At 40.4% G+C, this 19445-nt stretch carries 22 protein-coding genes and 1 pseudogene; 18 read left to right on the forward strand and 5 right to left on the reverse strand.

The window, feature by feature from the left end:
- Positions 1-231: 231 nt before the first annotated feature.
- A complete protein-coding gene (locus NST21_RS05320) occupies positions 232-315 on the forward strand; it encodes an ArsB/NhaD family transporter (RefSeq protein WP_340892460.1) in 84 nt (27 codons plus the stop codon).
- A gap of 142 nt (positions 316-457) precedes the next feature.
- The gene (locus tag NST21_RS05325) at positions 458-934 is read left to right on the forward strand and encodes an Lrp/AsnC family transcriptional regulator (protein WP_053344757.1); all 477 of its coding nucleotides are present in this window, start codon (positions 458-460) and stop codon (positions 932-934) included.
- A gap of 36 nt (positions 935-970) precedes the next feature.
- Here NST21_RS05325 and NST21_RS05330 read toward each other — a convergent pair whose 3' ends face one another.
- Together NST21_RS05330 and NST21_RS05335 are read right to left on the reverse strand one after the other, a co-directional pair.
- Positions 971-1525 carry a chromate transporter gene (locus tag NST21_RS05330; protein WP_053344758.1) on the reverse strand — a complete coding sequence of 185 codons (555 nt, stop codon included), beginning with the start codon at positions 1523-1525 and terminating at the stop codon, positions 971-973.
- On the reverse strand, positions 1525-2112 hold the full coding sequence (locus NST21_RS05335; RefSeq protein WP_057219454.1) for a chromate transporter: 588 nt from the start codon (positions 2110-2112) through the stop codon (positions 1525-1527). The genes NST21_RS05330 and NST21_RS05335 overlap by 1 nt, the downstream gene beginning before the upstream one ends.
- Before the next feature lie 411 nt (positions 2113-2523).
- On the opposite strand from NST21_RS05335, the gene NST21_RS05340 reads away from it, so the two are divergent.
- The 3 genes and pseudogenes from NST21_RS05340 to NST21_RS05350 all read left to right on the forward strand — a co-directional run bounded on the left by NST21_RS05340 (position 2524) and on the right by NST21_RS05350 (position 5590).
- The gene (locus NST21_RS05340) at positions 2524-2910 is read left to right on the forward strand and encodes a M20/M25/M40 family metallo-hydrolase (protein WP_340888130.1); all 387 of its coding nucleotides are present in this window, start codon (positions 2524-2526) and stop codon (positions 2908-2910) included.
- Between the two features lie 15 nt (positions 2911-2925).
- Positions 2926-4188, forward strand: coding sequence for a pyridoxal-phosphate-dependent aminotransferase family protein (locus NST21_RS05345; RefSeq protein ID WP_340888131.1), 1263 nt, complete (start codon positions 2926-2928; stop codon positions 4186-4188).
- A 27-nt stretch (positions 4189-4215) separates the two neighbouring features.
- A pseudogene (locus NST21_RS05350) lies at positions 4216-5590 on the forward strand (allantoinase).
- 168 nt (positions 5591-5758) lie between these two features.
- On the opposite strand, the gene NST21_RS05355 reads toward NST21_RS05350, so the two are convergent.
- From NST21_RS05355 to NST21_RS05365, 3 genes are read right to left on the reverse strand one after another with little or no spacing between them, the layout of a single operon-like run.
- Positions 5759-6208, reverse strand: coding sequence for a PaaI family thioesterase (locus tag NST21_RS05355; RefSeq protein WP_098176536.1), 450 nt, complete (start codon positions 6206-6208; stop codon positions 5759-5761).
- A gap of 16 nt (positions 6209-6224) precedes the next feature.
- Positions 6225-7775: a solute symporter family protein gene (locus NST21_RS05360; protein WP_340888132.1), complete on the reverse strand. Its 1551-nt coding sequence runs from the start codon at positions 7773-7775 to the stop codon at positions 6225-6227.
- Entirely contained in the window at positions 7772-8125 is a 354-nt protein-coding gene (locus NST21_RS05365; protein WP_056531113.1) for a DUF485 domain-containing protein, read from the reverse strand. The genes NST21_RS05360 and NST21_RS05365 overlap by 4 nt, the downstream gene beginning before the upstream one ends.
- A 281-nt stretch (positions 8126-8406) precedes the next feature.
- Here NST21_RS05365 and paaK point away from each other — a divergent pair, with 281 nt between their 5' ends.
- From paaK to NST21_RS05430, 13 genes are all read left to right on the forward strand, one after another.
- Entirely contained in the window at positions 8407-9735 is a 1329-nt protein-coding gene (paaK, locus tag NST21_RS05370; RefSeq protein WP_340888134.1) for a phenylacetate--CoA ligase PaaK, read from the forward strand.
- Positions 9736-9758: 23 nt separating this feature from the next.
- Positions 9759-10775 (forward strand): NAD(P)/FAD-dependent oxidoreductase, encoded by a 1017-nt coding sequence (locus tag NST21_RS05375; RefSeq protein ID WP_340888136.1) that lies wholly within the window; start codon positions 9759-9761, stop codon positions 10773-10775.
- A 19-nt stretch (positions 10776-10794) separates the two neighbouring features.
- Positions 10795-11034 (forward strand): ferredoxin, encoded by a 240-nt coding sequence (locus NST21_RS05380; RefSeq protein ID WP_053344767.1) that lies wholly within the window; start codon positions 10795-10797, stop codon positions 11032-11034.
- A 139-nt stretch (positions 11035-11173) separates the two neighbouring features.
- Positions 11174-12130 carry a 1,2-phenylacetyl-CoA epoxidase subunit PaaA gene (gene paaA / locus NST21_RS05385; RefSeq protein ID WP_053344768.1) on the forward strand — a complete coding sequence of 319 codons (957 nt, stop codon included), beginning with the start codon at positions 11174-11176 and terminating at the stop codon, positions 12128-12130.
- A gap of 18 nt (positions 12131-12148) precedes the next feature.
- Positions 12149-12508 carry a 1,2-phenylacetyl-CoA epoxidase subunit PaaB gene (gene paaB, locus NST21_RS05390; protein WP_053344769.1) on the forward strand — a complete coding sequence of 120 codons (360 nt, stop codon included), beginning with the start codon at positions 12149-12151 and terminating at the stop codon, positions 12506-12508.
- Positions 12498-13301: a 1,2-phenylacetyl-CoA epoxidase subunit PaaC gene (gene paaC / locus NST21_RS05395; protein ID WP_340888137.1), complete on the forward strand. Its 804-nt coding sequence runs from the start codon at positions 12498-12500 to the stop codon at positions 13299-13301. Before paaB ends, paaC begins: the two co-directional genes overlap by 11 nt.
- A 26-nt stretch (positions 13302-13327) precedes the next feature.
- Positions 13328-13825 carry a 1,2-phenylacetyl-CoA epoxidase subunit PaaD gene (paaD, locus tag NST21_RS05400; RefSeq protein WP_053344771.1) on the forward strand — a complete coding sequence of 166 codons (498 nt, stop codon included), beginning with the start codon at positions 13328-13330 and terminating at the stop codon, positions 13823-13825.
- Between the two features lie 16 nt (positions 13826-13841).
- A complete protein-coding gene (locus NST21_RS05405) occupies positions 13842-14147 on the forward strand; it encodes an EthD family reductase (RefSeq protein ID WP_053344772.1) in 306 nt (101 codons plus the stop codon).
- Complete coding sequence (locus tag NST21_RS05410) at positions 14144-14920, forward strand: enoyl-CoA hydratase/isomerase family protein (protein ID WP_098176530.1); 777 nt, start codon at positions 14144-14146, stop codon at positions 14918-14920. The genes NST21_RS05405 and NST21_RS05410 overlap by 4 nt, the downstream gene beginning before the upstream one ends.
- Positions 14921-14930: 10 nt before the next feature.
- Complete coding sequence (locus NST21_RS05415; RefSeq protein WP_056531129.1) at positions 14931-15704, forward strand: enoyl-CoA hydratase-related protein; 774 nt, start codon at positions 14931-14933, stop codon at positions 15702-15704.
- Positions 15705-15725: 21 nt separating this feature from the next.
- Positions 15726-17246: an aldehyde dehydrogenase family protein gene (locus NST21_RS05420; RefSeq protein ID WP_057219464.1), complete on the forward strand. Its 1521-nt coding sequence runs from the start codon at positions 15726-15728 to the stop codon at positions 17244-17246.
- A gap of 115 nt (positions 17247-17361) precedes the next feature.
- Positions 17362-18234 carry a 3-hydroxyacyl-CoA dehydrogenase gene (locus NST21_RS05425; protein WP_340888143.1) on the forward strand — a complete coding sequence of 291 codons (873 nt, stop codon included), beginning with the start codon at positions 17362-17364 and terminating at the stop codon, positions 18232-18234.
- A complete protein-coding gene (locus NST21_RS05430; protein ID WP_057219465.1) occupies positions 18231-19439 on the forward strand; it encodes an acetyl-CoA C-acyltransferase in 1209 nt (402 codons plus the stop codon). The genes NST21_RS05425 and NST21_RS05430 overlap by 4 nt, the downstream gene beginning before the upstream one ends.
- Positions 19440-19445: the final 6 nt, after the last annotated feature.

Raw genomic sequence — 19445 nt, forward strand, 5'->3', positions numbered from 1 at the left:
ATTCATAAGTTTTTATTCCACGTTGAACAGGTTGTAAAACCCCCACCTTTAATTTTCGAATAAGGCGGGGGACAGTCTGTAAAAATCCACATTTGTTCACACATTGATGTTAATTACATACTTATTGAAAAGGGTTCTCCAAAATTGGGAGCCTTTTTGCTGTATATTGATTGTATGAAAACCATTATTCTTAAGAAATAGTTTGAAGGAGTTGCTTGTGTTGCTGACATCATTAAAGTTGGAATTATTCTAACTGTGCCAACATTATTTATTACCCTAATGGGATTATATATTTGGCTATTAATCATTCATTAAGAAAACTGCCGAGGAATCGGCAGTTTTTTTTATGAATCGGAAATCGGTGGTTTAAATTGATGAGGAAAAGGCAAGTTTTGTTGTGATCCGGTGGTTTTCTCTGCGATAATAGAATAAATGAATCGAAAAGGAGTTACAAAGGATGGCAGAGGACTTTAAGATTCCCAGCTTAAAAGTTGATGAGATCGATAAAAAAATCATTTCGATTTTACATGAAGATGCACGAATTTCATATACAGACTTAGCAAAGAAAGTGGAGCTTTCTAGAGTAGCGGTTCAAATGAGAATTAATCATCTTGTTGAAAACGGTGTGATTGAAAGGTTTACTGCGGTCATTAATCCAGCAAAGGTCGGTATTCAGGTTTCTGCGTTTTTTAATGTTGAGGTCGAGCCTAAATATTTGGAATCGGTGGCCAATCAACTAGAGAATGAACCAGCAGTGACGAGTTTGTATCATATGACTGGTCCAAGCAAGCTTCATATGCATGGGATCTTTACTGATAATCAAGAGATGGAACGCTTTCTTAATGAAAAGTTGTATGCGGTCAAGGGGGTTGTGAGCGTTGATTGCCAAATTCTCATTAAACGTTATAAGAGCCGGATGGGAATGAAACTTTAATATTAAAAAAATCCACCATTTGGTGGATTTTATTATTTATGTGAGAGGGATGATAAAACCGCCGTATGCAAAGGCAAGAATGATCACGAAAGCTGGGTGAATTTTGAACTTGCCTAAAGCTAAGAAGGCCAATCCTGCGATGATAAAGGAATGGATGTAACCGATGGACCCGACAGCATCAGCGGCCATATTCCAGGTAAGCAATAGCATCATGATGGCAATCACAGGCTGCACAAGTAAGGACATGCCTTTTACGATGGGAGATTGCTTGTATTTTTGCAGGATTTTCAATAAATAAATTAAGGCTACTGCGGAAGGGATGATGGTACCAGCTAATGCAGCGAAAAATCCTGGCCAGCCATACACATCATATCCGACATATGCGGCAATTTTGGTGGCAATCGGTCCTGGAAGGGAATTGCCTAGCGCGAGCATTTGGGAGAACTCGGTATTATTAAGCCAGCCATAACGGGTGACGATTTGATCGTACATAAGCGGAATCGAAGCTGGTCCCCCGCCATAGCCGAGCATATTGGCTATGAAAAAAGCTAAAAAAACAGCTACACCAATAGGGATGATAATCAGACCCATTACGCGGATTCCTCCTTCTTATCAATCTTCTTATTTTTCAATCTATTTTTTAATTTAAAATGAAACGCTCCATATGAAAGGAATATCATAATTACTATACCAGGATGCAGGGATAGGACTTGGAGAAGTAAAAAAGAAATAGCAAAAAAGACGATACCGAGCACCTTTCCTAATCCTTTTACTGCCTTTTCGCCAAACTCATAAGCCATTTGACCGAGCATGACGGCTACAACTGGCATAACGGCAGCAATCATATTACTAATTATTGCTGAATTACTTAGAACATTAATGAAGGCAATCAAGAATACCATTGCCAAGCCTGAAGGTAAAATATGAGCTGCAACACTTACAAAGGCACCCGGCCATCCTTTTATTTTATAGCCAAGATACGCTGCCATCTTTGTGGCAATCGGTCCTGGGAGTGTATTGGCTATTGCCAATGTTTCCCCAAATTCATCATCGTCAAGCCATTGATAACGGGAAACAGCTTCGTGACGGATGAGAGGAATTACAGATGGTCCCCCGCCGAATCCTAAAATCCCCGTTCGCATCATCCCAACAGTTAATTCCGTATATGGATTTTTCACAAAGATTCCTCCTTTGTTTTAAAATTTAGAATTCATTTCCATGATTATGTATTTATAATAACAAAACTAGTTTCGAAATGTACATATAATTTTAATAATAATTACGAAATGAATGATTTTTTTGTATTTAACAAGATAATAGAAAATATAAATGAAATAATATTATCTTTTTGTCTGGAAAAGGCGAATTTAAATTACGGAATTTATGACCCAATCGATAAAGTATCCCAGTCGACTATGTCCAAATTTCCCCCCTCCATTTATAGAAAACCACTCACGATAAATTTCTTGGGGAGTACAAGTAGCAAGATCTTTTGCAAACCCCAGTTTAACATCTTGTTTATTCGCTTCTGCAAATGACAACCAGTAGAGGTTAAACCTAATGTCCCGAATGTGATTGCTGGTGAAGTGGTGTTCAGTCTGGATATCAGGCATCATCAGGAAACGATTCTTGATTCGTTTTGTAAGGAGATCTTTTCGAATTTTGATTCCTTTGCGGAAGAAGCGAAAATAAAACTGGAGATTTCACAATGGATGGATGTTAAACCTGTTGAGATGGATGTGGAAATGAATCACCTTGTGCGAGAAATTGCAGATGAAAAAAATATTTCTTATCAAAATATTGTTAGTGGAGCGGGGCATGATGCACAGGTATTTGGAACAATGTGCCCAACTTGCTTGCTGTTTGTTCCGAGTCAGGGGGGAATCAGCCACTCACCTAAGGGGTTTACTAGTGTTCCAGATTTGGAAAGGGGAATCGATGTTTTAAGCGAAATACTATATAGATTAGCCTATTAAAGGGAGCTGAGGAAAATGGCATTTTCAGAATTACATACACCGATGAGGACAATCATGACTCCAGGTCCAGTCGAGGTGGATCCGCGTGTGCTAAGAGCGATGAGCACACCTATATTAGGGCAATTTGACCCCGCATTTACTACAATCATGAATGAAGTGATGGAAATGCTTCGGTTGGTTTTTCAAACGAAAAATAAGTGGGCTTTTCCAATTGATGGTACATCAAGATCCGGCAATGAAGCGATCCTTTGCAGCATCATTGAACCGAGAGATAAAGTTCTGGTTCCTATTTTTGGAAGATTTGGTCATTTGTTAGTTGAAATTTGTGAACGATATGGAGCGGAAGTTCATACGATTGAATGTTCATGGGGAGAAGTGTTTGATCCGCAAGTGGTCATTAAGGAAATCAAGAAAGTGTCCCCAAAAATAACTGCGATTGTTCATGGAGAAACTTCTACGGGGTGTATGCAGCCGTTGAAGGAAATTGGGGTGGCCTGCCGTGAATTGGATGTCTTGCTTGTGGTCGATGCGGTTGCTTCCATCGGCGGAACAGACGTAAAGGTAGATGAATGGTGTATTGATGGATTAATAGGCGGGACGCAAAAATGCTTGTCTGTTCCTTCAGGGATGGCGCCGATTACGTATAATGAGAGAATTGAAAAAATCATTCAGTCTCGTAAAAAAGTGGAACGTGGGATTGCGACAGAAGAGGACCGCCAAAAGGTCTTGAGCCACCGCCCCATCACCAGCAATTATTTCGATTTAAGTATGCTGCAGGATTATTGGGGCCCGCGCCGCTTGAATCACCATACAGAGGCAACTTCAATGATTTATGCGTTACGTGAAGGGTTGCGCCTTGTACTTGAAGAAGGATTGGAAAAACGCTTCGCTCGTCATAAAATCCATGAATCTGCCCTCATTGCAGGAGTCAAGGCAATGGGATTAACGTTATTTGGGGATCAGGAAAACAAACTTCCGTGTGTAACTTGTATCGGAATTCCAGAAGGTATCGACGGGGAAGCGGTACGAGGTATGCTGTTGAATGAATTCAGTATCGAGATCGCCTCCTCGTTTGGTCCGCTTCACGGAAAGATCTGGAGAATCGGCACCATGGGATTCAGCTGTCGGAAAGAAAACATTCTCTTTGTGCTAGCTTCCTTAGAAGCCGTTCTTTTACGCCAAGGTTTCGAAGTGAATCGAGGAGAAGCTTTACAGGCTGCACTTGATGTATATGTAGGGAAGACAGAGAAAGTGGGTGTAGGTAGGGGTTCTATTTGATTTTTTTATTATGAAGGAGTGATGTTCATGTCAACATACGACCTTATTATCGGCAATGGTTACGTAGTTTTACCTGATGAAGTGCAGAAAGCTGATATTGCGGTTCAAAATGGAGTGATTGTTAAGGTCGGGAATCAGCTAGATAGTAAAGCTAATGAAGAGGGCAAAAGGTCAGTACATTTTTCCAGGCATGATTGATGTGCATGTCCATTTTAGTGAACCCGGTCGAGCTCATTGGGAAGGGTTTGAAACAGGGTCGCAAATGATGGCTGCTGGCGGTTGTACCACGTATTTTGATATGCCTTTGAATGGAATTCCTTCAACTGTTGATCAAAAGGCGCTCCTTGAGAAGGTCAATGTTGGTGAAGAAAAATCAGTTATAGATTTCGGTTTATGGGGTGGACTGGTCCCGGGAAATATAGAAGATTTAGAGGAGTTAGCTAAATCCGGAGTCATCGGTTTTAAAGCCTTTCTCTCGACGACAGGAAATGATGAGTTTGAACGTGCAGATGATTTTACTCTTCTGCACGGAATGAAGAAAATCGCAAAGTTGGGTAAGGTTTTGGCACTTCATGCGGAAAGTGAACCGATTACACAGTGGCTGAAGCAGGAAAAAGAGGAGCTCGGTCTATTCAGTTCAGATGATTATGCGGCTACAAGACCTGTGCATGCAGAATCTGAGGCGGTGGAACGGGCTATTACATACGCAGGGTTGACAGGCTGTCCGCTGCATTTTGTCCATATTAGCAGTGGATTGGCCATCGAAAAAATAGAATCAGCCAAACAACGGGGTCTGGATGTAACGGTTGAAACCTGTCCTCATTATTTATTATTCAATCAGAATGATCTAATCGAAAAAGGCGCGGTTGCAAAGTGTGCTCCACCACTGCGTGAAAAAGCTGAACAGGAAAGGTTGATTAACCTTTTATATTGAAGGTAAGTTTGACATGATTTCTTCCGATCACTCTCCATCTCCCTATGAACTGAAGGACCCTACAACACATAATCTTTTTGAAGCGTGGGGTGGAATAAGCGGGGGCAATTTTCATTGATGTCGATGATTGAAATGGCCGTTACATATGATATCCCTTTGCAGAAAGTTACTGAGTGGACGGCGGCAGCTTCAGCTAAACGATTTGGTCTTTCTTCAAGAAAAGGAAAAATAAAGGCTGGGATGGATGCGGACATTGCGATTGTATCCCTGAATGAGACACACAAAGTTTTGGAAACGAATTTTTTCGCGAAGAATAAGCAAAGTGTCTATATGGGTCATGTCTTTCCTTGTAAAATAACCGCCACCTTTAATAAGGGAAAACGGGTTTATGAGACTGGTGAAATAAGTAAGAAAGAGCGGGGGAAGTGGTTAAAAGTGATGGACTCAGGAATTGTAGTTAATAACTAGTCGGAAAACTTTTGAAATCCGTACAACTGTAGCGATAGTCATTTTAAGTATTATTTTTTGAATCCAGTTATCTATTACCCTCCTATATAGGTCTTGTTAAAGGCCTATCTATCAAGGAGAAATAGCCAACCGGACAGGTCGACTGACTTGTCCGGTTTTAATAATGCTTTATTCATCTTGTTGAACAAAATAATGATTCTTCCGATATACCATCGCTTCCATGGTTGCGATTAGTTCCTTTTCATTTAGGACTTCGATTTTGTACCATGCGAGTTTGTGATTTTTCTTTATTTCTTTTGCATTTGCAGTTAAAGTCTCACCACGTTTGCCAGCTGATATAAAGTTAACATTGGTTGTGACGCCCACTGCTATTTTGCCGTATGAATTGCTCGCAGCTGCGAATACGTAATCCGCAAGTGAAAAGATAATTGCTCCGTGAACCGTTCCATGTGAATTGAGCATGCGGTCGTCAGGGATTAATTCAGCTTCCGCTGTGCCAGGCCCAAGTTTTGTCAGTTTCATACCGAGAAAAGATGCAAATGGTTCGTCTTTTAGCACTTGTTTAATTTGATCATAATGTAATTTATGAATATCCTGATCATCTAATTGAATGGTCATGGAAATCCTCCTTTCTTCAATGGTCTTTCGCTGAGCTTATCCCAAATCCAGTGTTAGATTTGAAAAGTACTTCCGGATATTTATTTTCCTCTTCTTTTGCTTTAGACAACACTGTCCCTAAATATGCACCAATAAAACCAAGTGGCACGGTGAAAATGGTCGGGTTGCTCATTGTGAAGAGAGGATTACCTGTGAAAATACCCATTCCAGGTTCCGGATTCCATACATTCGGACTGAGCATAACTAATATAAGAGAACTGAGTAACCCGAATAACATGCCGGTGATCGCTCCAGTTGCATTAAATCGTTTCCAATAAATTGTACAAAGGATAATCGGCAAGTTGGCACTTGCAGCGATTCCTAATGCAAGTACAGAAAGGAAAGCGACGTTCAACGATTGTGCAAACAAGGCAAGCACAATTGATATAACAGCTACACTAACTGATGCAACACGGGCTACAAGAATTTGCTGCTTTTCAGTTATTTTTCCGTCTTTAATAATTTCTCCATAAATGTCATGTGCGAAAGCGGACGCAGACGTTAAAACAAGACCGGATACAACCGCTAAAATAGTGGCAAATGCGACAGCTGAAACGAAAGCGAACAAAAATTCACCGCCCACGGTTAATGCGAGGAGTGGCGCTGCCATGTTTCCAGCAGAGTTTGCTTCAACGATGCGGTCAAATCCTACGAAAGAAGCAGCTCCGAATCCTAGGAAAATAGTCATGATAAAAAATATGCCTATAAACCATGTGGAATATACTACCGATTTTCTTGCAGTAGCCGCGTCCTTTACTGTAAAGAAGCGGACGAGCAGATGGGGAAGGCCAGCTGCGCCCAGGACAAGTGACATATTAAATGAAATCATGTCAAGTCCATCAGTGTATTTATTGCCTGGATTTAAAAAATTACTTCCAAGAGGTGTTGCTGTTTGAACATGGTGGAACATTTCAGAGATGTTAAAATTAAAGCGGGAAAAAACAATAAAGGTCAACACAGCGGAACCGCACAGTAAAAGAACAGCTTTGGTGATTTGCACCCAGCTTGTCGCTCTCATCCCGCCGAAAATTACGTAAATTGTCATCAATACACCGACGAGAAGAACGGATAGCCCGTAATCGATGCCGAGCAACAGTTTAATTAATCCACCAGCACCAACTAGTTGTGCAATCATGTAAAAGATTGAAATGACAAGTGTGTTCGCGGCAGCTATCCCACGTACTTTTTTTGATTTGAAACGCGCTGAAATCATGTCTGCCAGCGTATATTTTCCCAAGTTACGCAGTGGCTCTGAAACAAGATACAATAAGACGAGGAATGCAACAAGGTTCCCGATACTCATATAAAAGCCATCGAAACCGATTAGTGCAATCGCTCCTGTAATTCCTAGGAAAGAAGCAGCTGACATAAAGTCACCGGCCACGGCTAATCCATTTTGCCAGGCAGTCAATCCGCCACCTGCTGTATAAAAATCACTTGCGTTTTTCGTCTTTTTAGATGAATAATATGTTATTGTAAGCGTTAACAAAATGATGCCTAAAAAAAGCGTAAGAGATAAAGTGCTCATTCGCCAAGCTCCTCCCGATATTTAGTTAAAATATTCTTAGCCATCTTGTCGTACTTCGCTGATTTCTTAATATAGACAATTCCTCCGATCCATACGACAGCAAATTGGAGAAGTGCGTACACCCATGCCCATGTAATATTTAGAAAAGCTTCGCCCTTTAATACATCTGTATAAGCAGCTAAAACAGGCAGGACAAAATAAAATGTAAGAAAGAATAGAGTGACTGGTACAATGAATGCTTTTTTCTTTTGAAGTAAATCTTTGAAATCTTCTGTTTCAATTAATTTACGATACTGAATCTCTCTGTCATTGCCTTTGATTAAATGATCTGTTTTTACTGGCGATTCCATAATAATCCCCCCTTGAAATTATAATACGATTTTAAAACGAGTGTATCTAAATTTGATATATATCAATGTAAAAGTATCATAGTCAGAAAGTTATGTAAATTTAAAATTAAATTTTTTGTTAATTTTGCTAATTTTGATAATTTCAAAGAAAACATTATTGACAACGTATAAATGGCGTATTAATCTTAAAAATGAAACATAACAATAATTAATATTCCGTTTTTATATCGTTATGAAAAAGGGGTCGGATGAAGAACGAGCAAATAAGGGGGACTGAAATAATGTACAATCCAGAAGTTGAAACAGCTACGCGTGCTGAAATGGAAAGATTACAAGTGACACGCCTTAAAAAAACGGTAAGCCATGTATATGAGAATGTACCTTATTACAGAGAGAAATTTGAAGAACTGGGTCTTAATCCAGAAGATATTCAACAGTTAAGCGATATTACAAAGCTTCCATTTACAAAAAAACAGGTTCTGCGCGATCAATATCCGTTCGGTTTATTCGCGGTTCCGATGGAAGATGTAACTCGTATACATGGATCATCCGGAACAAGCGGGAAGCCGACAATTGTCGGATATACGAAAAATGATTTGGAGAACTGGGCAACTACCGTCGCGCGAGGAATTGTCGCTGCGGGAGGGCGGAAATCGGATATTTTTCATAATGCATACGGATATGGTCTGTTTACAGGCGGACTGGGTCTTCACTATGGTGCAGAGCAGTTAGGCGTTGCAACGGTTCCTATTTCAGGTGGAAACACAGATCGTCAAATTACCATTATTAATGATTTTAAACCGCGAGGCATTTGTGGTACTCCCTCTTATATTTTGAATATTGCTGAAAAGATGGAAGAGATGGGGATTGACCCAGCTGATAATGGGCTTGAGTATGGAATTTTCGGAGCTGAGCCATGGTCAGAGGAAATGAGAGCTACTCTTGAAAAGAAACTGAACTTGAAAGCGGTCGATATTTACGGTTTAAGTGAGATCATGGGGCCGGGTGTTGCTATTGAATGTCATGAAGCACAGGATGGACTTCATATCGCAGAAGATCATTTTCTTGTTGAAGTAATCAACCCAGATACGCTTGAACCCGTAGAGGACGGAGAAGATGGAGAACTTGTTTTTACTAGTTTAACAAAGGAAGCGCTACCAATTATTCGATATCGTACAGGTGATATTGCTTCCATTACTCATGAGCAGTGTAGATGCGGACGTACGACAACAAGAATGTCCCGTGTTAAAGGCAGGACGGACGATATGATCATAGTAAGAGGCGTGAATGTATTCCCATCTGAAATTGAGCGTGTGCTGTTCCAAATGGAGGGGATTGTTCCTCATTATCAGATTCATCTTATTAAGAAAGGTAACATGGATAGTGTTGAACTGCATATTGAAATTGAAAGCGGTTTCTATAAAGGTATAGATGGAGACTTAACACATGAAAATGTACAAAAATTAAAGAAGGCGATTCAGCACCATATGAAATCCACATGTCTTGTAACAATGGATATTGTTGTTAACATCCCAAAAAGCATTCCGCGTTCAGAGGGAAAAGCCATTCGTGTTGTTGACAAGCGGAAAGATGCTGTGATTAATGCATAACTTGATGGAAAGGAAGAAATCAGATGAACCAGCAAAGTAATGTAGTCGATGTCACGATTATTGGCGGCGGACCAGTCGGGCTTTTTACAGCATTTTATGGTGGCATGAGACAAATGTCTGTCAAGATCATAGAAAGTTTGCCACAGCTAGGAGGTCAGTTATCTGCATTATATCCAGAAAAGTTTATTTATGATGTTGCAGGATTTCCAAAAGTGCGGGCACAGGAACTAGTTAATAATTTAAAAGAACAAATGAAAGCGTTTAAACAAGAGGTCTGCTTAGAGCAGGCGGTTGAAACAATTGAAAAGCAGGAAGATGGTATTTTTAAGTTAACAACAAATAAAGAAGTTCATTTTTCAAGAACAATCATTATTACAGCGGGTAATGGTGCATTTCAGCCGAGGAAACTAAAAATTAGTACAGAAGAAAAATTTGAGGGGAAAAACCTTCATTATTTTGTGGATAACCTAAATTCGTTTACGGAAAAGGATGTTGTTGTGTTTGGTGGTGGTGATTCAGCAGTTGATTGGGCCTTAATGCTGGAGCCTATCGCTAATAACGTAACCATTGCGCACCGACGTGAAAAATTCCGTGCACATGAGCATAGCGTTGAAAATTTAACGAACTCTACCGTTAATGTTATGACTCCTTATGTCCCTGTTGAATTGCGTGGTTCTGAAGAGATTGAATATGTGGTACTCGAGAATGTGAATAATGGTCAAGAATCTATACAAAAGGTAGATGCAGTCGTGGTTAACTATGGATTTATCTCATCCCTGGGACCGATAAAAGACTGGGGACTTGAAATTGAAAAAAATGCGATTGTCGTTAATTCAAGAATGGAAACGAATATCCCGGGCATTTATGCCGCGGGTGATATTTGTACATACGATGGAAAAGTAAAGCTAATAGCTAGTGGTTTTGGTGAAGCTCCTACTGCAATCAGCAATGCGAAAGTATACATTGATCCAACTTCAAAAGTTCAGCCACTTCATAGTACAAGTTTAATGGAAGAGAAGAAAGAACCAATTACGAAATAAGAATAAGGGGGAAGGCATCATGGCTAAATATACAATTGTGGATCAAGATACATGCATTGCATGCGGTGCATGTGGTGCAGCAGCACCAGAAATTTTTGATTACAATGATGAAGGAATTGCATTTGTTCTTCTGGATGAAAATGAAGGAACTGCAGAAGTTGCGGAAGATTTATATGATGATCTGGATGATGCAATGGAAGGCTGCCCAACAGATTCTATCAAAGTGGAGTCGTCGCCATGTAAGGTTTTGGTTGAATAAAATAATGGTTCAATTCCACAATTTTCTTATTATTTAGAAAAAATGACGCATTAGCCTTGCTTTTAATATAACAATAAAATATAATAACGTTATATTAACGTTATATTAACGTTATATATATTAGATAAGAGGTGTTTAGATGAACGTTCTTTTAAATGATATGGCAGAACATGAAAAGTTAGATCAATTTATTGCCAGAATCAAAGCAGGAGAAAAGATAGAAGCGGATGATTGGATGCCGGAAGATTACAGGGGCACACTCATTAAATTAATTTCAATGCATGGAATCAGTGAAATCATGGGGGCACTTCCAGAAAAAGAATGGGTACCTAAAGCCCCTACCTTGAATAGAAAACTTGGAATCATGGCAAAAGTGCAGGATGAAATGGGACATGGACAATTATTGCTTCGCGTCGCCGAGGATTTGTTAAAGCCGTACAACAAAAAAAGGGATGACTTGATGCAAGATTTGTTTACAGGAGATTTAAAGTTTCATAATGTCTTCCATATGGAATCTAAATCTTGGGGAGATGCAGGGTTGATCGGCTGGTTGGTGGATGGAGCAGCCATTATTTCCCAAACGAACATGCTTGGTGCTTCATACGGTCCTTATGCTCGTGCTTTACACAGGATTTGTGCGGAAGAAGTTTTTCATGCCCAGCATGGTGAAGCGATAATCATGGCTTTGGCAGAAGGAACGGAAGAACAAAGAAAAATGGTTCAAGACTCCATCGATTATTGGTGGGAATCACTGTTACTCTTCTTTGGACCTCCTAGTAAGAATGAAGTTGGCTCTTCCAAACAAGATGTAACGATTAAATACAGAATCAGAACAAGCACGAATGAAGAACTTCGCCAAGCCTTTTTTTCTAAATATGTGAAGCGGATCCTTTCACTTGGCTATACCATTCCTGATGAAACACTTCGATTTGATAAAGATACTGAAACGTGGATTTATCAACAACCCGATTGGGGGAAATTGAAGATAATAGCAAGGAATGAAGGTCCCCGTTCACAGCAGCGCTTAAATCTTAGAAGGATTTCTTATGAAAATAATAAATGGGTGCGCGAAGCGTTAGCCCCAAAGGTCATCTAAGGGAGGGGGAAGAACGATATGGAAACTAGACAAGAAACGTACTTTGAAGAATTTGAAGTATTTAGCCGTAAAACTCAGACTTCACCAGTCCAATATCATTTTAGCCTGCTGGCCCCTAATGAGGATATCGCGATCATGATGGCACAAGAAAATTTCATGAGACGTGAAGCGGTTGATGATATCTGGGTTGTGAAAAGACAGAATATACGGAAAATGACGGTTGAAGAAAAGAAAACACTTCAACGTATAGATAATAAAGATTACAGGACAACAAAAGGTTATGGGTATCTAAAGAAAAAATGGCGGAAGTACGAGCAGGAAATGCTCGATGAAAAAGAGATAATGTCTTGGGCAGGAGGCGTGAAAAATGGAGAATAATTCATCATTGGAAAACACCGCAATTAAGGAATTGTTGCTTCAATTGGCGGACGATGACTTTATCCATTCATATCGTGGATCAGAGTGGCTAGGACTCGCTCCACATATCGAGGAAGATGTAGCATCTTCCTCGATAGCCCAAGATACGATGGGGCATGCAGCCATATTCTTTAAATTATTGGAAGAACTTGGTGAAGGGAATGCAGATCAGCTAGCCCACGATCGTCCCGCGAAAGAACGTCGTAATGCGATAATTTTGGAAGTGGTCAATGGTCCTGGAAACTATATGGAAGACCCGGATTATGATTGGGCTTTTGCGGTAGTACGAAATTATTTATATACCCAAGCTAAAGCGATTAAGATTCAATCCCTTCATTCAAGTTCATATGAGCCGCTGGCTGAAGTAGCCCAAAAGGTACAGATGGAACTTTACTATCATTTGATGCACTGGAAAACATGGTTCATCCAATTGCTGGGTTCAGGTCACGAAGAAGCAGTTTCACGAATGAAAGCAGCTATTGAGAAAACGTTACAGGATTTTCAAGGAGTATTTTCACTTGGTCATTATCGAGTTGAAATGGTGAAGCAGGGTTTGATAGAAGATGAAGCGGTTTTATTGAATAAGTGGATTCAGGAAGTCACACCTGTTTTTGAAAGTGTAGGGGTGGCGTGCTCTATTAAAGTCGGAATGGTCAAAGGCGATGGACGCACTGGTCAGCATACAGAAGATTTAGAAAAAGCGCTAGAAACGTTAAGCGAAGTATACGCAAGCGATAAAACAGCAACTTGGTGAAATATTAGAAAAAGGGGAGGGGTACTATGTCGACCGTAATGTTAAACACAGAAGAAATATATAAACTCCTGGAAGACGTTAAAGATCCCGAAATCGATACAGTCAGTATTCTGGATTTAGGGATGGTTGAGAATGTGACGGTTTCGGGGCCGGACGTTTCAGTGAAAATGCTTCCAACTTTTCTAGGATGTCCCGCACTGTCCATCATTCAGAAAAATGTGGAGACAGCCATTAAACAGCTGACTGCCGTTAGAAATGTAAGTGTGGAATTTCTACGTTCCCCTTCCTGGACATCTGACCGGATTACGGAAAAGGGGAAAGCGGGATTAAAGGTTTTTGGGATCTCCCCTCCTCCTCGACAAATGAAAAAAGATGGATCATGGCATATAGATTGCCCGTATTGTGAATCTACCTATGTCACGATGGAAAACATATTCGGCCCAACAGCTTGCCGTAGTATCTTATATTGCAAAGCATGTAAAAATCCGTTCGAAGCGATGAAACCTATGATAAAAACTATCTAAATATGGAGGTATTCAAATGGTAAAGTTAATAGCCCTATACAAGCAGCCTGAAAATAAGGAAGCGTTTGATGAGCACTATTTCAATGTACACGGTCCAATCACGGAAAAAATCCCTGGTCTTCAAAAAATGGAAGTCACTAAAATAGTCGGAACCCCAATGGGCAAAGACTCTGAATATCACATTCTATGTGAAATGTATTATGAAGACCATGAAGCACTTCAACAAGGCATGCGTTCTCCTGAAGGAAAAGCATCAGGAAAAGACTTAATGGGCTTTGCAGGGAAACTTGTAACGATGATGATTGGTGAAGAAGTAAAATGAATGCGCTTCAATTTATTGAAACGTCAATTGAGGACGGAATTGGCTATATCTTTTTAAATCGCCCAAAGCAATTGAATGCATTGAATCGACAAATGGTCAGCGAAATTGTTTCTTCAATGGAAGCATTTGACCGCGATTCCCAAGTGAAGGTGATTCTGCTGACGGGTAATGGAAAAGCATTCTCTGCTGGAGCAGACATTGATGAGATGGTGAATGACAATCCAATCAGTATGGAGTTAACTAACCAGTTTGCTGATTGGGACCGAATGGGTCTAGTTAAAAAGCCCGTGATTGGTGCGGTAAAAAGTTTTGTATTCGGCGGCGGTTTTGAACTTGCTTTATCCTGTGACTTTTTGATCGCCGCTAGTGACACACAGTTTTCCTTTCCTGAAGTTACTCTGGGAGTCATGCCTGGTGCAGGCGGAACACAAAGACTAACGAAATTGGTAGGCAAAACGAAGGCACTTGAATGGATATTGACTGCCGAAAGGATCAATGCAAAAACAGCATTACAATACGGCTTTATTAATAAAATTGTTGCACCAGAATTGTTAATGGAGGAAACGGTTGATTTTGCAAGGAAGATAGCCAAACAACCCCCGCTAGCAGTTAGGATGATTAAAGAATCCGTAAATAAAGCCGTTGATTATTCCTTATATGAGGGAATGCAATATGAACGGAAGAACTTCTATATTCTTTTTGCATCAGAGGACCAAAAAGAAGGAATGAAAGCATTTGTTGAAAAAAGAAAGCCTAATTTTACAGGCGAATAAGGAGTGCTCTATGTACGAAACAATCACATATAGGGTTGAAAACGGAGTGGCATGGCTTACTTTAAACCGTCCTGATAAACTAAATGCCTTTACGTCCCAAATGAATAGGGAGATACAAAAAGCGATCAAAACATCGGCGAGCTCTGATGAAGTACGTGCCATTATCATTACTGGGGAAGGCAGAGCCTTTTGTTCAGGGCAAGATTTATCTGAAGTAGATGAAGGTGTAAATTTAGGGCAAATGCTCCGGGAAGATTACAGCCCGATGATGCAGCAACTAGCAAGCTGTGAAAAACCAATTATTGCAGCTGTAAATGGAGTGGCTGCAGGGGCTGGCTTCAGTCTGGCACTGGCATGTGATTTCCGTCTTGTTTCCGAGAAAGCCAGTTTTTTAAATGCTTTTGTCAACATTGGTTTGATTCCTGATTCAGGAAATCTATATTACCTTTCGCGAATTGTTGGTCATGCAAAAGCATTGGAATTATCCGTATTTGGAGAAAAGGTACCTGCAGCTGAGGCGAAAAACATGGGTCTAGCTACAAAAGTAATCAGTGTGGAAGAATGGAACGAGCAAGTGAAAGCCTTTGCAGAAAACATCGCAAGCAAACCTACGAAAGCAATTGGATTAATCAAAAGATACTTAGAGGCATCTTATCACCTTTCATTAGAAGAGTATTTAAAAGAAGAAGCAGAAGGTCAGCGAATTGCTGGCTTAACGATAGATTATTCTGAAGGTGTAACAGCCTTTGCAGAGAAAAGAAAAGCTCAATTTATTGGGAAATAATAAAAAAGGGAGTGGGATTACATGGTTAAAGTTCAAGAAACAGTATTTGAAAAAGCAGAAACGAAGCGTGATTATTACCACCTAATTATTAACGGCGAAAGAGTGGAAAGTTCTAACGGAGCTACTATTGATGCCATTAATCCTGCGACTGGTGAAATCATTGCCAAGGTTGCAAAGGCTACTAAGGAAGATGCAGAAAAAGCAGTACAAGCTGCACGTGAAGCATTTGATAATGGCAAATGGAAAAAAACACCGATCAATAAGCGGTCTCGTGTATTAAACAAAATTGCGGCTATTATGCGTTCACGCTTCAATGAATTAGTAGAATTAGAGGTTTTGAACAGTGGGAAATCCATTTCTGCAGCGCAAGGTCAAGTTATGCAGGCGATAGAAGACTTCGAGTTTTATGCGGGAGCTATAGTTGGACATCGTGGATCAGTCAATAATGTTCCAGGTCAATTCCATAACTATACGGAAAAAGAACCTGTGGGAGTATGTGCGCAAATCATTCCTTGGAACTATCCAATGATGATGGCAGCTTGGAAAATTGCACCGGCCATTGCAGTGGGCTGTTCTGTCATTGTTAAGCCAGCATCTTTAACTCCACTTACTGCCATTGTATTAGGTGAAATTTGTATGGAAGCAGGCGTTCCTTCTGGGGTAGTCAATATCATTCCTGGTCCTGGATCTGATGTAGGGAATTATCTTGTTGAACATCCGAAAGTGAATAAAGTAGCTTTCACAGGATCTACGCCAATCGGAAGAGACCTTATGGGCAAAGCCTCGCAGACATTAAAAAGGGTAACATTGGAGCTTGGCGGAAAATCTCCTAATATTGTCTTTGAAGACGCTGACATTGAAGCAGCTATCGATGGATCCCTATATGGTATTTTCTACAATACAGGTCAATCTTGTGAGGCGAGATCACGTTTATACGTACATGAAGATATTTACGATGAGTTTGTCACTAGATTCGTAGAAAAAACGAAAAAACTGAAATTAGGCAATCCATTAGATAAAGAAACGCATGTAGGTGCAGTCATTGATCAAGGACAATTGGATGTTATCGAAAAATATGTTCAATCTGCTATTGCTGATGGAGCAGAAATCCTAGCGGGTGGAAAACAAGCTGTTATTGAAGGCTTTGAAAGTGGTTATTGGTATGAGCCGACAGTCATTGCGAATGTTAATCATGACATGGATGTCGTTAAAGAAGAAATATTTGGTCCAGTTGTCGTTATCATGAAGTTCAAAGATGAAAAAGAAGCCATTAGACTAGCGAATGATACGGAATTTGGTTTGGGTTCTGCCCTTTGGACAAAGGATGGCGGCCGCGCAACTCGTGTGGCAAATCAAATCGAAGCAGGGATTGTCATGGTCAACTGTCCATTCTCAGCTTTTCCAGGAACACCTTTCGGCGGCTATAAACAATCAGGATTCGGCCGAGAACTTTGTATTGAGACATTGGATCTTTATACAGAAACAAAAAGTATCATTTCCTATCATGGAAGCCGTCCATTAAATCCTTTTGGTATTAAATAAAAACATTGAATAGGAAGCTGGCTGAATAATCTGTCAGAAAAGTAATTCAGGTATAGTTGAATGCTGATCTGATTCATTGCAGCCAGCTTTATCTATTTTAAAGGAGAATGATCGAATGATTAGAAATATAGTGGTTGTAGGTTCTGGAGTTATGGGCAGAGGTATAGCCTATGTAGGGGCAACGGGAGGCTTTGACGTAATATTGGTAGATGTGAATCCAGATGCGTTGGAAAGTGCAAAGAAAGAGATTGAAACGATCTTCGAAAAAGGTGTGCGCTACAAGAAAATTACCCAAGAAGAAGCGGCTGCAGCAAAAAACAGATTTTTATATTCTTCCAATTTAGAAGATGCGGCTGCAAAAGCTGATCTAATTATAGAGGCAGTTCCAGAAAAGACAGAAATTAAGAAATCCGTTTTTGAAACAATCGAAGAACATGCACAAGAAAACTGCTATTTTGCTACTAATACTTCCACTATGAGCCCGACTGAAATTGGTTCTTATGGAAAGCGTCCTGAAAAAACGATAGCGATGCATTTTTTCAATCCTGTACAAAAAATGCCATTAGTAGAAATTGTTCGTGGCCTTGAAACCAGTGATGAAACGGCAGCGGTAATAAAAGAGGTTGCTGAGAAAATGGGGAAAGAGACAGTAGTCATTAACGAATTCCCTGGTTTTGTAACAAGCAGAATTAGCTGCCTGGTTGGAAATGAAGCGTTCTATATGCTTCAAGAAGGATTAGGTACACCTGAAGAGATCGATAAGGCAATAAAACTTGGACTGAATTATCCAATGGGACCATTTGAACTTGGGGATTTAGTGGGACTGGATGCCCGTTTAAATAATTTAAGATATTTACATAGTAAACTTGGTGAGAAATATCGTCCGGCACCGCTTCTTGAACAGTATGTAAAAGCAGGCCGGCTCGGTCGCAAGACTGGTAAAGGTGTATACGACTATACTAAAAATGAAGAGTCGGTGGGAAAATGAGAGAAGTTGTGATTATAGATGCTGTGAGAACGCCTATTGGGAGATATAAAGGGGCCTTAAAAAGCGTACGTCCGGATGATCTTGGTGCAATTGTAATAAAGGCGCTAACAGAGCGGAATCCTGGTCTGCCGCCGGAACAAATTGAAGATGTCATTTTCGGAAATGCAAATCAGGCAGGAGAGGACAACCGTGATGTGGCGAGAATGTCTGCACTTTTAGCAGGTCTTCCAGTGAACGTAGCAGGAACAACCATTAATCGTTTGTGTGGCTCCGGACTTGATGCCGTTATGTATGCTGCACGCTCGATAGCTGTCGGGGAAGGGGATATTTACGTCGCAGGTGGGACTGAGAGCATGACTAGGGCGCCGTATGTCATGGCCAAACCTGAGAGTGATTTCCCGCGTGGGTCGATGGAGCTTCAAGATACAACGATCGGCTGGCGTTTTACGAATAAAAAGCTTGAAGAAATGTATGGCGCAGATTCCATGCCGCAAACAGCAGAAAATGTAGCCCAACGCTTTAAGGTTTCAAGGAAGGATCAAGATCAATTCGCGTTTCAAAGTCAGCAAAGAGCGAAAAAGGCAGTGGAAAATGAGCGTTTTGTTAATGAAATTGTACCTGTTCGATATACGGATCGGAAAGGGAATGAGGTCATCATCGATAAAGATGAACATCCGCGTCCAGACACGACAATTGAAAAGCTAGAAAAACTCAAACCAATTTTTAAAGATGGTACTGTAACGGCTGGTAATGCTTCAGGTGTAAATGATGGAGCGTCAGCGTTACTATTAATGAGTGCAGAAAAAGCTAGGGAACTTGGGTTAAAACCTCTGGCGAAATATGTTGTAGGTGCAGTAGCGGGCTTAGAGCCGTCGGTTATGGGCCTCGGTCCTATCTATGCAACAAAAAAAGCGTTAGATAGAGCAAATTTATCTATTGAAGACATCGGGCTAGTTGAATTAAACGAAGCCTTCGCTTCTCAATCTGTTGAATGTATTCGCCAATTAAAATTGGATCAGGAAAAAGTGAATGTAAACGGAGGAGCGATAGCGTTTGGTCATCCACTTGGAGCGAGCGGCGCACGTATATTAACAACACTGGTACACGAGATGAAAAAGCGAAAGGTCCGATTCGGGCTTGCCACGATGTGTGTCGGTGTAGGCCAGGGGATATCCGCTATTATAGAAAATATTGAGAATGATTAATAGAAT

Source organism: Peribacillus sp. FSL K6-1552, from assembly GCF_038005205.1.
Taxonomy (GTDB): Bacteria; Bacillota; Bacilli; order Bacillales; family DSM-1321; genus Peribacillus; species Peribacillus butanolivorans.